Consider the following 13998-nt stretch of genomic DNA (forward strand, 5'->3'; position numbering starts at 1 on the left):
AGGCCTCGGAGAAGAGAGGCGCTTAGATGTGATACGTCTTCAGCGGCGGGATGCCGTTGAATGCCACCGCCGAGTAGGTCGACGTATAGGCCCCGGTGCCTTCGATCAGCAGCTTGTCGCCGATCTCGAGCGTGACGGGGAGCGGATACGGGCTCTTCTCGTACAGCACGTCGGCGCTGTCGCAGGTCGGGCCTGCGAGCACGCACGGGGTCATGTCCGCGCCGTCATGCGGGGTGCGGATGGCGTAGCGGATCGACTCGTCCATGGTCTCGGCGAGACCGCCGAACTTGCCGATGTCCAGGTACACCCAGCGCACCTCGTCCTCGTCGCTCTTCTTCGAGATGAGCACGACCTCGGATTCGATGATGCCGGCGTTGCCCACCATGCCGCGGCCCGGCTCGATGATGGTCTCCGGAATCTGGTTGCCGAAGTGCTTGCGCAGCGCGCGGAAGATCGAGCGGCCGTAGGTCACGACCGGCGGCACGTCCTTCAGGTACTTGGTCGGGAAGCCGCCGCCCATGTTGACCATGGTCAGGTTGATGCCGCGCTCGGCGCAGTCGCGGAACACCTGCGAGGCCATCGCCAGCGCACGGTCCCACGCTTTCACCTTGCGCTGCTGCGAGCCGACATGGAAGGAGATGCCGCACGGCTCCAGGCCCAGACGCTTGGCGACGTCGAGCACCTCGACGGCCATTTCCGGGTCGCAGCCGAACTTGCGCGACAGCGGCCATTCGGCGCCGGCGCAGTCATAGAGGATGCGGCAGAACACCTTGGCGCCGGGAGCGGCACGGGCGACCTTCTCGACCTCGGCGACGCAGTCGACCGCGAACAGGCGAATGCCGAGCGCGAAGGCGCGCGCGATGTCGCGCTCCTTCTTGATCGTGTTGCCGAAGGAAATGCGGTCGGGCGTCGCGCCGGCAGCCAGCGCCATCTCGATCTCGGCGACGGTCGCGGTGTCGAAGCAGGAGCCCATGGAGGCCAGCAGGGAGAGCACTTCCGGCGCCGGGTTCGCCTTGACGGCGTAGAACACGCGGCTGTCGGGCAGCGCCTTGGCGAAGCTCTGATAATTGTCGCGCACGACTTCGAGGTCGACGACGAGGCACGGCTCGGTGTCGAGACCTTCCTTGCGGCGGTTGCGCAGGAACTCCTGGATACGTTCGGTCATGGCACTCTCCAACGGTCCCAGCGACGGGATCCGCATCAACGTGACGTCGGATAAGAGTGCTTCGGCCACATCGCGCGATGGAGGCGCGCTGAAGCCAAAAGACTCAAACCAGACTGTGCTGCCGTGGATTGGTTGGGAGAGTTTCCCGCCCGCTCACCTGGCAATGAAGGACAAGCCTTTTCAGTAGCCCGCGCCGGCGGTGGAATGCCGGTAGAGACCAAAAAAGCCCGATCCGTCGTTGCTTTAAGTCGCGTCCCCCGTTGAGAGCGGGGTGCGCCGGTTCGCCTCCGGCTGCCAGTCACGGTTGCAAAGAGCAAAGTCACCTTCGACAAGGCATCTCTTTGAGAGAGATGCTGGACGCTCCGGGTTTGCTGTCAGCCTTCAGACTTCAAGATCTCGCGACCTTCGGTCCTTCGACTTCTGCACGTCCGAAGAGCCCCTCGGCTTCTTCACCCCTTGGCGGCTGTCCGGCCTCTTGTCCGGATACCTACCGACTGACACACGACCACAGGCACGTGCGAAATTGGGCAAGAGCGCACATAAGCGTTTTGACACGCCTTCGCAAGAATTTTTTTAGGCTGAGGACAGAATTGCCTAACATCTGCTTGCGCAGTGTTGCGCGAGCGACGCGGAAGATGAACGGGCGTTAAGTTTTCTGTGTCGCGCGCGTGATCAGCGTGCGCGCGAAACGTCAGCCGCGCTTGAAGAACGGCTCGACGCGCTGAGCTGCGCGGACGAAGGCGGTCATGACCAGCACGCCGAGTGCGAACAGCACGGCCTGAAGGATGTGCGCGCCCTGGTCGCCGAGGTTGAGCAGAATCGCGAGCGCCCAGCCGCCGGCAAACGCGGCGCCGAACACCTCGGCGCCGATCAGGATCGCGGCGCTGACGACGGTGATGACGCTCGGCCAGACGATCTGACGGGAAGACGAGGAGGGCGCGTTCATGGGCGTTTAAGGTCCGTGGTTTCGAGGGCCGCAATCTCCCCGAAAAGGCGGGCGGGAGCAAGGCCAAATGGCCCAAAAAAGCCTGATCGCGTGCTATAGCTGGCCCGAACAAATCAGCTCAAAAACCGGGACTTGTGATGTCAGAACCCCGCCCGACTACGGACTCCGAGACCAATCCGCTGCTGAAGGCCTGGGCGACGCCGTTTGCGACCCCGCCGTTCGACGAGATCAAACCGGAGCACTTCCTGCCGGCGTTCGAGCAGGCCTTTGCCGACCATTCCGCCGAGATCGCGGCGATCACCAACGATCCTGCTGCGCCCGACTTCGCCAACACCATCACGGCGCTGGAGCGCTCCGGCAAGCTGCTCAACAAGGTCGCCTCGGTCTTCTACGATCTGGTCTCGGCGCATTCCAACCCTGCCATCCTCGACATCGACAAGGAGGTCTCCTTGCGGATGGCGCGGCACTGGAATCCGATCATGATGAACGCTGTGCTGTTTGGCCGCATCGCCCAGCTGCACGAGAACCGCGCCAATCTTGGCCTCAACCCGGAGCAGCTCCGCCTGCTGGAGCGCACCTACACCCGCTTCCACCGCGCCGGCGCCGGCCTCTCCGACGAGGCCAAGACGCGCATGGCCGAGATCAACGAGAAGCTGGCCCAGCTCGCGACCGGCTTCAGCCATCATCTGCTCGGCGACGAGCAGGACTGGTTCATGGAGCTCGGGGAGGCCGACCGCCAGGGCCTGCCGGAGAGCTTCATCGCCGCCGCCAAGGCTGCGGCGGAAGATCGCGGCATGGCCGGCAAGGCCATCGTGACGCTGTCGCGCTCCTCGGCCGAGCCGTTCCTGAAGAGCTCGGCGCGGCGGGACCTGCGCGAGAAGGTCTACAAGGCCTTCACGGCCCGCGGCGACAACGGCAATGCCAACGACAACAACACCACCATCGGCGAGATCCTGAAGCTGCGCGAGGAAAGCGCCAAGCTGCTGGGCTACCCGACCTTTGCCGCCTACCGCTTGGAAGACTCCATGGCCAAGACGCCGGACGCCGTTCGGGGCCTTCTGGAGCGGGTCTGGAAGCCGGCCCGCGCCCGGGCGCTCGCCGACCGCGACGAGATGCAGGCGCTGATCACGCAGGAGGGCGGCAATTTCAAGCTCGCGCCCTGGGACTGGCGCTTCTACGCCGAGAAGCTCCGCCTGCAGCGCGCCAATTTCGACGATGCCGCGATCAAGCCGTACCTGACGCTCGACCACATGATCGCGGCGGCCTTCGACTGCGCCACGCGCCTGTTCGGCATCACCTTCGCCGAGCGCAAGGACGTGCCGGTCTGGCACCCCGACGTCCGGGTCTGGGAGGTGAAAGGCCCCGACGGCGAGCACAAGGCGCTGTTCTATGGCGACTACTATGCCCGGCCGTCAAAACGCTCCGGCGCCTGGATGACGTCGCTGCGCGACCAGCAGAAGCTGGACGGCGACATCGCCCCGCTGATCATCAATGTCTGCAACTTTGCCAAGGGCACCGGAAGCGAGCCCTCGCTGCTGTCGCCCGACGATGCCCGCACCCTGTTCCACGAGTTCGGCCACGCCCTGCACGGCATGCTCTCCAACGTGACCTATCCGTCGCTGTCGGGCACGTCGGTCTTCACCGACTTCGTCGAGCTGCCCTCGCAGCTCTACGAGCACTGGCAGGAGCGGCCCGAGGTGCTGCAGCAGTTCGCCCGCCATTACCAGACGGGCGAGCCGCTGCCGGATGATCTGCTGCGACGGTTCCTTGCCGCGCGAAAATTCAACCAGGGCTTTGCCACCGTCGAGTTCGTCTCCTCGGCGCTGGTCGACCTCGAGTTCCACTCCCAGCCGGCCTCGGCCGCGCAGGACGTCCGCGCCTTCGAGAAACGCGAGCTCGAGAAGATCGGCATGCCCGAGGAAATCTCGATGCGGCACCGGCCGACCCAGTTCGGCCACATCTTCTCCGGCGACCACTACGCTGCCGGCTATTACAGCTACATGTGGTCGGAGGTGATGGACGCCGACGCCTTCGGCGCCTTCGAGGAGGCCGGCAACATCTTCGATCCCGCGGTGGCAAAACGCCTGCACGACGATATCTATTCGAGCGGCGGCTCGGTCGATCCCGAAGCGGCCTATGAGGCCTTCCGCGGCCGCCCGCCCGAGCCCGACGCGCTGCTCCGCCGCCGCGGCCTGCTCGACGACAAGGCGGCCTGATCGGCATGCGGGCCCTGCTGGGACTATGGCTCGCCGCCGCCATGATGTTCGTATCAGGCCCGGCGAGCGCGCATCCGCATGTCTGGGTCACCGTGACGAGCGAATTGCTCTACGCCGAGGACGGCAGCATCACCGGCGTGCGCCACGCCTGGACCTTTGACGACATGTTCTCGGCTAATGCTGTGCAGGGGCTTCGAGAGAGGTCTACGGCCGCCTATACCCGCGAGGACCTAACGCCGTTGGCACAAGCCGAAGTTGAGTCATTGAAGGATAACACCTACTTTACCTCTCTGAGGGTGGCCGCCGAGAGGCTTCCGTTTGCAGAGCCGGTCGATTACTTCTTCGATTACAAGGACGACCACCTCACCTTGCATTTCACGCTACCGCTAAAAACGCCGGTGAAGGCGAAGGCAATTCGTCTGGCTATTTATGATCGTTCCTTTTTCATCGATTTTCGATTGGCGAAGGAGCATCCGCTCAAACTCGTCGGTGCGCCCGCCGGTTGTGAGATTTGGCTATCCCGCTCAATGGGCAACGATCGCGACCGCAAGCTGGTGCAGGAAGCGAGCGAGGATTCCTTCAAGGATGGCGGTGCGAACGTTGCTGCTGGCCTGTTGTTCATCGTCCCGATCTCGGTGGAGTGCCCATGATTCCTCCGATTTGGATGCACCCGATGCGCCGCTTGCTTGGACTGCTGCTCGCTGTTGGCTTCGCCCTTGTGGCGGGGGCCGCGCACGCGCATCCGCATGTCTGGATTACTGCAACCAGCGAATTGCTCTACGCCGAGGATGGCAGCATCACCGGCGTGCGCCACGCCTGGACTTTCGACGACATGTTCTCGGCCTATGCGGTGCAGGGGCTCGAGAGCAAAAAGAAGGGCGCCTATACGCGCGAGGAGCTGGGGCCGCTGGCGCAGACCAATGTCGAGTCGCTGAAGGAATACGCCTATTTCACCTTCGCCAAGGCCGACGGCAAGAAGGAGCGCTTCAACGAACCGGTCGATTACTTCCTCGACTACAAGGATACGGTGCTGACGCTGCACTTCACGCTGCCGCTGAAGAACCCGGTCAAGCCGAAGCAGCTGGTGCTGGAAGTGTTCGACCGCTCCTTCTTCATCGACTTCCAGATGGCCAAGGACAATCCGGTCAGGCTGGTCGGCGCGCCATCAGGCTGCCAGATGAAGCTCGATCGTCCCAGCGACGGCACCGCGACCGCGCAGAAGCTCAACGAGCAGACCTTCATGGACGGTCCCAACGCCAATTTCGGCATGATGTTCGCCAACAAGATCACGGTGGATTGCCCTTGAAGCCGCACCTCTCGCCGCTTGGCCGCGGGCTCCTCGCCTGCGCCGCTGTTCTCCTGGTCGTCGGTGTGGCCGATGCCGCGCTCCATGATGTCCTCGCGCAAAATCCGTTCGGTGCACCAAAGCAGGCACAAGCGGCCGAGCCCGAGGCCGGCGGCCTGATCGGCTGGCTGCTGGCCAAGCAGTCGGAATTCTATCGCCAGATGTCGTCGACCATCCGCGCCGCCAAGTCCGACGGCTCGGCGGTGTGGACGCTGCTCTTTATCTCGTTTGCCTATGGCATTTTCCATGCCGCCGGCCCCGGACATGGCAAGGCGGTGATCGCCTCCTATCTCGTCGCCAACCGCGAGACCGCGCGTCGCGGCATCGCATTGTCGTTTGCCTCGGCGCTGATGCAGTCGCTGGTCGCGATCCTGATTGTCGGCATCTCGGCCTGGATCCTGAACGCCACCGCCAGAACCATGTGCAAGGCGGAGGGCGCGATCGAGATCGCAAGCTATGCCCTGATCGCGCTGTTCGGCCTGCGCCTCGTCTGGGTCAAGGGCCGCAGCTTCATCCACACGCTCCCGGCGACGCAGCCGGTGCCGGCCATCGCGGGCGTGCCGCATGACCATCATGATCACGGCCATCACCACCATCATGATGCGCATGATCACCACGACCATGATCACCATCACGATCAAGCGCACGCCCACCACCATGGGCACGACCACGTCCACGACGAGCATTGCGGCCACTCCCATGGCCCCACTCCGAGCGAGCTCGCCGGCCCGGGCGGCTGGCGGCGGGGCCTTGCCGCGATCCTGACGGTCGGCATTCGCCCCTGCTCGGGCGCGATCCTGGTGCTGGTGTTCGCGCTGGCCCAGGGGCTGTTCTGGGCCGGCATTGCCGCGACCTTCCTGATGGGATTGGGCACTGCGATCACGGTCGCGGCCATCGCGGTGATGGCCGTCTCCGCCAAGGACATCGCCGCGCGCCTGAGCGGGGCCCGCGACGGCGGCGGTGCGCTCTTTATGCGCGGCATCGAGTTTGGTGCTGCGGCTCTGGTGCTGCTGTTCGGGGCGGGCCTGCTGTTCGGCTACATCGCGGCTGAGCGGACGACGTGTTTTTGAAGCGAGCTGCGATCAGCTAGTTCCGTCACCCTGAGGTGGCCGCTTCTTCAGCGGCCCTCGAAGGGCGACGGCCCGGCCGCATCGGGGCCGTTCATCCTTCGAGGCTCGCCCCACGGTGCGTTGCACCGCAGAGCTCGCACCTCAGGATGACGGATTGAGGGGAGCTGTGCAGCTCACACCGGCAAGAACCGCTTCAACATCGGCATGAAGAAGATCGCCAGATTGATCGCAAAGCCGATGCTCCAGAGGATGGAGCGCAAGGTCGGGCGGTTGCCGAGATAGGTCAGCACATAGGCGATCCGCACGATCAGGAACAGCACCGCGAGCTCGTCGATCAGGCGCTGCGGCGAGCCGCGGAATTCGGCGAGCAGGACGGCGAAGGCGAAGAACGGGAAGGTCTCGATCCCGTTCTGGTGCGCGCCGAGCGCGCGCTGTGCGATGGCGTCCTCATAGAAGGCGGGATCACGCGGCCGGGAATTGTCGAAGCCGCGAAACCTGATCCATTTGATCGAGCCGATCGTTACCAAATAGAGCAGCAGCGCTCCGAGAACGCACCATTCCGCGAGCGTCATCTTCCCTCCCCCGCTTGGGCGGAACCCTAGCGAAACCCGCCTCATCTTGACAAGTTCCGAGCAACGCGCGACGCAACTGATCATGACGACCCTAGCCCCCATCGTTTCGGCGCAGCCGACCGTGCAGCCCAGCCAGCCGCGGGTCGGCGTGCTGCTGGTCAATCTCGGCACGCCCGATACCGCCGACGCCCCGGGCGTGCGGGTCTACCTCAAGGAATTCCTGTCGGATGCCCGCGTCATCGAGGACCAGGGCCTGATCTGGAAAGCCGTGCTGAACGGCATCATCCTGCGCAGCCGTCCCCGCACCAAGGCGCTCGACTATCAGAAGATCTGGAACGTCGAGAAGAACGAGTCGCCGCTGAAGACCATCACGCGGTCGCAAAGCGACAAGCTCGCGGCCGCGCTGTCCGACCGCGCCCATGTCGTGGTGGATTGGGCGATGCGCTACGGCAATCCCTCGATCAAGGCGGGTATCGACGCGCTGATCGCGAAGGGCTGCGAGCGTATCCTTGCCGTTCCGCTTTATCCGCAATATTCCGCCTCGACCTCGGCGACCGTTTGCGACGAGGTGTTCCGCGTGCTCGCGCAGCTTCGCAACCAGCCGACGCTGCGGGTGACGCCGCCTTACTATGGGGACGAGGCCTATATCGAGGCGCTTGCCGTCTCGATCGAGACGCATCTGGCGACGCTGCCATTCAAGCCCGAGCTGATCGTCGCCTCGTTCCACGGCATGCCGAAATCCTATGTCGAGAAGGGCGATCCCTATCAGAGTCACTGCGTCGCCACGACGGAAGCGCTGCGCCGCCGGCTCGGCATGGACGACGCAAATTTGCTGCTGACCTTCCAGTCGCGCTTCGGCAACGACGAGTGGCTGCAGCCCTACACCGACAAGACGATGGAGCGCCTGGCGAAAGAGGGTGTGCGCCGGATCGCGGTGGTGACGCCGGGCTTTTCCGCCGATTGCCTGGAGACGCTGGAGGAGATCGCGCAGGAGAATGCCGAGATCTTCAAGCATCATGGCGGCGAGCAGTTTGCCGCGATCCCCTGCCTCAACGACAGCGATCCCGGCATGGACGTGATCCGCACGCTGGTGCTGCGCGAATTGCAGGGCTGGATCTGATGGCGCCTCCCATGAACCGCCGCGACTGTCTGGCGCTTCTTGGGACGATCGCGGCGTGGCCGGTCTCGGTGCTGGCGCAGCAACCGACCACAAGGCGCCGGCTCGGTGTGCTCTCGGTCATCGCGGCCGATGATGTGATCGGCGAGGCCCGCCTGGCCGAAGCGCTTGCCGCTCATGGCTGGAGCGAGCAGGACAATCTCGATATCGACTGGCGTAGCGGCGCCGGCGATCGGGCCCGCATCGCCCAGCTCGCCGACGAAGTGATCGCGCGCAGGCCCGATGTCCTGCTTGCGCTGGGCACGCCCTCGGTGGAGGAGCTGCGCCGGCGCACCACGACCATCCCGATCGTGTTTGCCGTGGTCACCGACCCCGTCAGCCAGGGCTTTGTCAAAGACCTGGCGCATCCCGGCGGCAACATCACCGGCTTCACCGATTACGACGGTCCGCTGGCCGGCAAATGGCTGGAGATGCTGACGCAGGTCACGCCGAAGGTGTCCCGCGTCTTCGTCGTTTATAATCCCGCCACTGCGCCGTTCGCGCCGCTGATGCTGCGCACGCTCGAGGACGCCGGTCGGACGCTGCATGTCGCGGTCGAGCCCGCCCCGGTGCAGGATATCGCTTCGATTGCCGCGCTGGCCGGGCGCAAGGACGGCGGCTTCCTGGTGCTGCCCGACTTTTTCACCATGGCGAACCGCGCGTATCTGCTGGTGGCGATTGAGGAAGCACGCCTGCCGTCGGTATTCTGGAGCCGCGCCTTTGTCGATGCGGGCGGGCTGATGTCCTACAGCACCGACAGTGCCGAGCAGCTCCGCCGCGCCGCCAGCTACGTTGACCGCATTCTGAAGGGGGCGCTGGCGGCCGATCTTCCGGTCCAGAATCCCACCAAGTTCGAGCTGGCGATCAATCTGAAAACAGCCAAGGCGATTGGCGTCACGCTTCCCCAAAGCCTGCTCGCAACCGCGAACGACGTCATTGAATAGCGTCGCAATTCGTTAATCTTTGCCGCTAGGTCTGCGCCTTCGTCCTTTCAAGAGCCCTTCGCAAATACATAATCGTGGCCGTTCCCCCGCGTTGCGTCTTGTGCAGAATGCCGGGGATGCCGACGTGAAAACCGACCGCTGAACCGGTAGGGTCCAGGCCCCGACCAATGGCAGCGCGGGAAGCGTCTTGTCCCGCCTTGGAGGAAATATGAGCGGTTTCGATATTTTCGCGATTGTTCTGGTGTTGCTCGTCATCGTCACCCTGATTGCGGGCGTGAAGACGGTGCCGCAGGGCTATGACTGGACCATCGAGCGGTTCGGCAAATACACCCAGACGCTGAGCCCCGGGCTCAATTTGATCGTGCCCTATTTCGATCGCGTCGGGCGCAAGATCAACATGATGGAGCAGGTGATCGACATCCCCGAGCAGGAGGTCATCACCAAGGACAACGCCACCGTGACGGTGGACGGCGTCGCCTTCTATCAGGTGTTCGATGCTGCGAAGGCGAGCTACGAGGTCGCCAACCTCAATCAGGCCATCACGGTGCTGACCATGACCAACATCCGTTCGGTGATGGGCTCGATGGATCTCGACCAGGTGCTGTCGCATCGCGACGAGATCAACGAGCGCCTCTTGCGCGTGGTGGACGCCGCGGTCTCGCCGTGGGGCGTCAAGGTCAACCGCATCGAGATCAAGGACATCGTGCCGCCGGCCGACCTCGTCGAAGCCATGGGCCGCCAGATGAAGGCCGAGCGCGTCAAGCGCGCCGACATTCTGGCCGCCGAAGGCCAGCGCCAGTCGGAGATCCTGCGCGCCGAAGGCGCCAAGCAGGGCCAGATCCTCCAGGCCGAAGGCCGCAAGGAAGCTGCGTTCCGCGATGCCGAAGCCCGTGAGCGGTCCGCCGAGGCCGAGGCCAAGGCGACGCAAATGGTCAGCGAGGCCATTGCCAAGGGCGACGTCGCCGCGCTGAACTATTTCATCGCCGACAAATACATCAAGGCATTCGGCCAGTTCGCGGATGCGCCGAACCAGAAGATCATCATGCTGCCGATGGAGGCGACCAGCATGCTCGGCTCGCTCGCCGGGATCGGCGAAATCGCGAAGGCAACCTTCGGCGAAAGCGCAGCATCGGCGTCCGCTGCCGCGCGTCGTACTGGCTCGGTACCGCCGACCGGCAATACGCCGCCAGCGGTCCCGCCGCGGCAGGGATAAGGAAAGGCGCGTGACCTTCTGATAAGGTCACGCGTGAAGATAAAGAGGTCGTGTCATGACCGACATGTTCGTTTCGCTCGGCAATTGGAACTGGCTGATCTTCGGCTTCATCCTGATGGCGCTGGAGGTGGTCGCGCCGGGCGTGTTCCTGTTCTGGCTCGGGCTTGCCGCGCTTCTGGTCGGGCTGATCTCGTTCGTCACGGTCATCTCCTGGCAGATCCAGCTCGTGATGTTCGCGGTGTTCGCAGCCGCTGCCGTGCCGGTGTGGCGCCGGCTCGCCCGGCCGAAGCCGGATGCCAGCGCCAGCCCTTTCCTCAACAAACGCACCAAGGCGCTTTTGGGTCGCGAGTTCACGCTGGAGAAGCCGATCATCGACGGCAGCGGCACGGTGCGCATCGGCGATACGGTTTGGCGCGTCGCGGGCCCGGACACGCCGGCCGGGACGCGCGTGAAGGTGGTGCAGGTGGACGGCGCCAATCTGACGGTGGCGGCGGCGTGAGTTGCCGTCATTGCGAGGAGCTCTTGCGACGAAGCAATCCAGACTGTTCCTGCGCAAGGATTTCTGGATTGCTTCGCTGCGCTCGCAATGACGAGCTTGGCGATTCAGCCCAGCCAGGACTCAATCACCGCTCTTGCTTCGCCACCTCTCCGCGAACCGGTGCAGCGGCATGAACGTTTCGCCCAGTTCCCGCCCCAGAGGCGTCAGCCCGTAACCGCCGCCGTCGCCCAGCTCCACGAACCCCGCCTCGCGCAGTTCCGTCAACCGGGCCTGCAGCACCGTCGGCGAAGCCTCGTCGCAGGCGGTGCGCAAGGCGCGCGAGGTCAGAGGGGCGTCGCGCAGCTCCCACAGGATCCGCAAGGCCCAGCGCCGGCCGAGCAGGTCGAGCAGCGCCATGACCGGTCGCCCGGTGCGCGAGCCGCGTACGCGGCGGTCCTTTGAGCCCGTCTGTTTCGCCATCGCGCCCCTCTTGCGTCTTGCTACAGATAATGTAGCGTAATGCTACAGTAATTGTAGCAAGGAAGGCAGCCATGTCATCCCCGGCTCCGCGTATCGCCCCGCTCGATCAGCCTTATCCCCCGGAGATCCAGGCGCAGTTCGACCGCATCATGCGCGGCGCGCCGCCGCTGATGCTGTTCCGGGTGATGGCCGGCCACAGCCGCGCCTGGGACAAGTTTCGCGCCGCCGGGCTTCTGGATCGGGGGCCGTTGTCGTTACGAGAGCGCGAGATCGTCATCGATCGCACCTGCGCACTGAACAGATGCGAATATGAATGGGGTGTCCATGTCGCGGTCTTCGCCGGCCCGGCGAAGCTCACCGAGGATGAGGTCCGCGCGACCGTCGCGGGCGATGCGAATTCGGCCTGCTGGTCGCCGGCCGAGCAGGTTCTGGTCGCGGCGGTGGACGCGCTGCACACGAGCGCGACCTTCACCGACGCCGAGTTCGCGGCGCTGTCCGCGCATTACGACGAGGCGCAGATCCTCGAGATCATGCTGCTGTGCGGCTTCTATCGCACGGTGTCGTACCTGGCGAACGGATTGAAGCTGCCGCTGGAGGAGAAAGCGGCGCGGTTTCCGGTGTAGACACTCCAACCACCGTCATTGCGAGGAGCCCTTGCGACGAAGCAATCCAGGCTGTCTCCGCCGAGAGACTCTGGATTGCTTCGCCAGCTCGCAATGACGGGGAGAGCGCCTACGCCACGCCGGCCCGCAAGAGATCGTGCAGGTGCACGATGCCGACCACCTTGTCCGCCTCGGTCACGACCAGCGTCGTGATCTTGCGGGTGTTCAGCACCTCGATCATTTCGGTCGCGAGCATCGAGGGCGGCACCGTCTTCGGCTGCCGCGTCATGATCTCGTCGACCGACGCGGTCAGGAGATCCGGCCGCATGTGGCGGCGCAGATCGCCGTCGGTGATGATGCCGACGACCTCGTTCGCCGCGTTGACGATGCAGACGCACCCCAACCCCTTGGCCGACATCTCGACCACGGCGTCCGACATCTTGGTGCCCTCGGGTTTGAGTGGAATCTCCGCGCCGGTGCGCATGTAGTCGCGGACGAATTTCAGCATCGCGCCAAGCTTGCCGCCGGGATGGAAATGCGCGAACTCGAGCGCGGTGAAGCCGCGGCCTTCGAGCAGCGCGATCGCGATGGCATCGCCGATTGCCACCTGCATCATGGTCGAGGTGGTCGGCGCCAGATTGTGCGGGCAGGCTTCGCGCGCCTTTGGCAGCTCGATCACGATGTCGGCGGCCTGTCCCAGCGAGGATGCCGCGTTCGACGTCACCGCGATCATCGGGATCGCAAAGCGCGCCGAGTAGTTGACGAGCGTCTTCATCTCCGGCTGCTCGCCGGACCAGGACAGCGCCATGACGACGTCGTCGGTGGTGATCATGCCGAGGTCGCCGTGGCCGGCTTCAGCGGTGTGAACGAAGAAGGCCGGCGTGCCGGTTGAGGCGAGCGTCGCTGCGATCTTGCGCGCCATGTGGCCGGACTTGCCAAGGCCCGTGACGACGACGCGGCCCTTGGCGTTGCGGATCAGGTCGACCGCCCTGGCGAAGGCCTCGCCCAGCGGGCCGCGCAGGGCGGCCGCGAGCGCGTTGATGCCGCCGCTCTCGGTCTGAAGCGTACGGAGCGCGGATTCGACGCTGGCGGGGGTGGGGCCGGATGAGGAGGTCATCCGCGGTTTCGAACTCGGCATGTTGAGGTCCAGGGAGGAGGCGCGTTGGCCCGTTGGCGCTTCCTTAGCACGCCCCGGCGGCCGAGGCGACGCAGGGCCCAAGCCCCTCAACGGGTCATTAACCATAATTGTTTTAACTCCATTAACGATGGTTCCCGCGAGGCGGCGGGGATGATCGTGAAAGTATTTGATTTCGTTGGAGTTATTCCATCGTGGGGTCGCCTCCAGGCAGGGGCCGGAGCCGCAGCGCGTCAGCTTTCCGCGCCGCTTTGCCATGCCTGCTGCTATCGGCGCTGGGATGCGCCCCCGCGGCTGCCCAGAGCCTCACGCCCGACCTGTTCAATCCCAATCGCGGCGGCTTCGTTTCGCCCGACACGCTGCCGACGCGCCGCACGGCCGGTGTGCCGCAGGCGCCTTCGGATGCGATCCCGCAACCGCCGGATCCCAACGACGATCCGCGCAAGAAGAGCGACGTGCCAGCCACCACGCGCGTCGGCCAGGTGCCGACCTATGGCTTGCCCGCTGCCAACGGCGCGAGCTCCTCCGGCTACGATTCGCTCAATCGCAAGCGCCAGCAGCCCAAGCTCTATCCAGGCCAGCCGAAGCCGCCGCGATTGGGATTGAACAGGTCGGGCGTGAGGCTCTGGGCAGCCGCGGGGGCGCATCCCAGCGCCGATAGCAGCAGGCATGGCAA

Annotated in this window: 15 protein-coding genes and 1 pseudogene; 11 read left to right on the forward strand and 5 right to left on the reverse strand. The window is 64.8% G+C overall.

Translation table 11 applies throughout. From position 1 onward, the window contains the following. Positions 1 to 22: 22 nt before the first annotated feature. Positions 23 to 1165 (reverse strand): type III PLP-dependent enzyme, encoded by a 1143-nt coding sequence (locus tag G8O24_RS13945; protein WP_188100089.1) that lies wholly within the window; start codon positions 1163 to 1165, stop codon positions 23 to 25. On the opposite strand from G8O24_RS13945, the gene G8O24_RS13950 reads away from it, so the two are divergent. After that, complete coding sequence (locus tag G8O24_RS13950) at positions 1164 to 1352, forward strand: hypothetical protein (RefSeq protein WP_164935684.1); 189 nt, start codon at positions 1164 to 1166, stop codon at positions 1350 to 1352. The two genes, G8O24_RS13945 and G8O24_RS13950, sit on opposite strands and share 2 nt — an antisense overlap. A gap of 504 nt (positions 1353 to 1856) precedes the next feature. On the opposite strand, the gene G8O24_RS13955 is transcribed toward G8O24_RS13950, so the two are convergent. Next, positions 1857 to 2111, reverse strand: coding sequence for a hypothetical protein (locus tag G8O24_RS13955; protein WP_188100091.1), 255 nt, complete (start codon positions 2109 to 2111; stop codon positions 1857 to 1859). 137 nt (positions 2112 to 2248) lie between these two features. Between G8O24_RS13955 and G8O24_RS13960 the strand changes: the two genes are divergently transcribed. From G8O24_RS13960 to G8O24_RS13975, 4 genes are read left to right on the forward strand one after another with little or no spacing between them, the layout of a single operon-like run. Then, entirely contained in the window at positions 2249 to 4327 is a 2079-nt protein-coding gene (locus tag G8O24_RS13960; protein WP_188100093.1) for a M3 family metallopeptidase, read from the forward strand. After that, positions 4327 to 4977 (forward strand): DUF1007 family protein, encoded by a 651-nt coding sequence (locus G8O24_RS13965; RefSeq protein WP_188100131.1) that lies wholly within the window; start codon positions 4327 to 4329, stop codon positions 4975 to 4977. The genes G8O24_RS13960 and G8O24_RS13965 overlap by 1 nt, the downstream gene beginning before the upstream one ends. 23 nt (positions 4978 to 5000) lie before the next feature. Continuing rightward, positions 5001 to 5633: a DUF1007 family protein gene (locus G8O24_RS13970; protein WP_188100095.1), complete on the forward strand. Its 633-nt coding sequence runs from the start codon at positions 5001 to 5003 to the stop codon at positions 5631 to 5633. Further along, positions 5630 to 6742, forward strand: coding sequence for a nickel/cobalt transporter (locus tag G8O24_RS13975; RefSeq protein WP_188100097.1), 1113 nt, complete (start codon positions 5630 to 5632; stop codon positions 6740 to 6742). The genes G8O24_RS13970 and G8O24_RS13975 overlap by 4 nt, the downstream gene beginning before the upstream one ends. A gap of 173 nt (positions 6743 to 6915) precedes the next feature. Here G8O24_RS13975 and G8O24_RS13980 read toward each other — a convergent pair whose 3' ends face one another. Next, positions 6916 to 7314 (reverse strand): MAPEG family protein, encoded by a 399-nt coding sequence (locus tag G8O24_RS13980; protein WP_188100099.1) that lies wholly within the window; start codon positions 7312 to 7314, stop codon positions 6916 to 6918. Between the two features lie 82 nt (positions 7315 to 7396). On the opposite strand from G8O24_RS13980, the gene hemH reads away from it, so the two are divergent. The 4 genes from hemH (at position 7397) to G8O24_RS14000 (ending at position 11126) form a co-directional block, all read left to right on the forward strand. Then, the gene (gene hemH / locus G8O24_RS13985) at positions 7397 to 8434 is read left to right on the forward strand and encodes a ferrochelatase (protein ID WP_188100101.1); all 1038 of its coding nucleotides are present in this window, start codon (positions 7397 to 7399) and stop codon (positions 8432 to 8434) included. A gap of 11 nt (positions 8435 to 8445) precedes the next feature. Next, complete coding sequence (locus tag G8O24_RS13990; RefSeq protein ID WP_188100103.1) at positions 8446 to 9414, forward strand: ABC transporter substrate-binding protein; 969 nt, start codon at positions 8446 to 8448, stop codon at positions 9412 to 9414. Between the two features lie 208 nt (positions 9415 to 9622). Continuing rightward, positions 9623 to 10627: an SPFH domain-containing protein gene (locus G8O24_RS13995; RefSeq protein ID WP_188100105.1), complete on the forward strand. Its 1005-nt coding sequence runs from the start codon at positions 9623 to 9625 to the stop codon at positions 10625 to 10627. A gap of 55 nt (positions 10628 to 10682) precedes the next feature. Then, positions 10683 to 11126, forward strand: a complete 444-nt coding sequence (locus tag G8O24_RS14000; protein ID WP_188100107.1) for an NfeD family protein — start codon at positions 10683 to 10685, stop codon at positions 11124 to 11126. Between the two features lie 120 nt (positions 11127 to 11246). Here G8O24_RS14000 and G8O24_RS14005 read toward each other — a convergent pair whose 3' ends face one another. After that, on the reverse strand, positions 11247 to 11585 hold the full coding sequence (locus tag G8O24_RS14005; protein WP_188100108.1) for a winged helix-turn-helix transcriptional regulator: 339 nt from the start codon (positions 11583 to 11585) through the stop codon (positions 11247 to 11249). A 71-nt stretch (positions 11586 to 11656) separates the two neighbouring features. On the opposite strand from G8O24_RS14005, the gene G8O24_RS14010 reads away from it, so the two are divergent. Then, the gene (locus tag G8O24_RS14010; protein ID WP_188100110.1) at positions 11657 to 12208 is read left to right on the forward strand and encodes a carboxymuconolactone decarboxylase family protein; all 552 of its coding nucleotides are present in this window, start codon (positions 11657 to 11659) and stop codon (positions 12206 to 12208) included. 109 nt (positions 12209 to 12317) lie between these two features. Here the strand turns inward: G8O24_RS14010 and G8O24_RS14015 are convergent, their stop codons facing one another. Further along, the gene (locus G8O24_RS14015) at positions 12318 to 13325 is read right to left on the reverse strand and encodes a KpsF/GutQ family sugar-phosphate isomerase (protein ID WP_188100112.1); all 1008 of its coding nucleotides are present in this window, start codon (positions 13323 to 13325) and stop codon (positions 12318 to 12320) included. A 191-nt stretch (positions 13326 to 13516) separates the two neighbouring features. On the opposite strand from G8O24_RS14015, the pseudogene G8O24_RS14020 reads away from it, so the two are divergent. Next, positions 13517 to 13998: pseudogene (locus tag G8O24_RS14020) on the forward strand (hypothetical protein); the annotation flags it as partial.

It is taken from the genome of Bradyrhizobium campsiandrae (genome assembly GCF_014529705.1).
In the GTDB taxonomy this organism is placed as follows: domain Bacteria; phylum Pseudomonadota; class Alphaproteobacteria; order Rhizobiales; family Xanthobacteraceae; genus Bradyrhizobium; species Bradyrhizobium campsiandrae.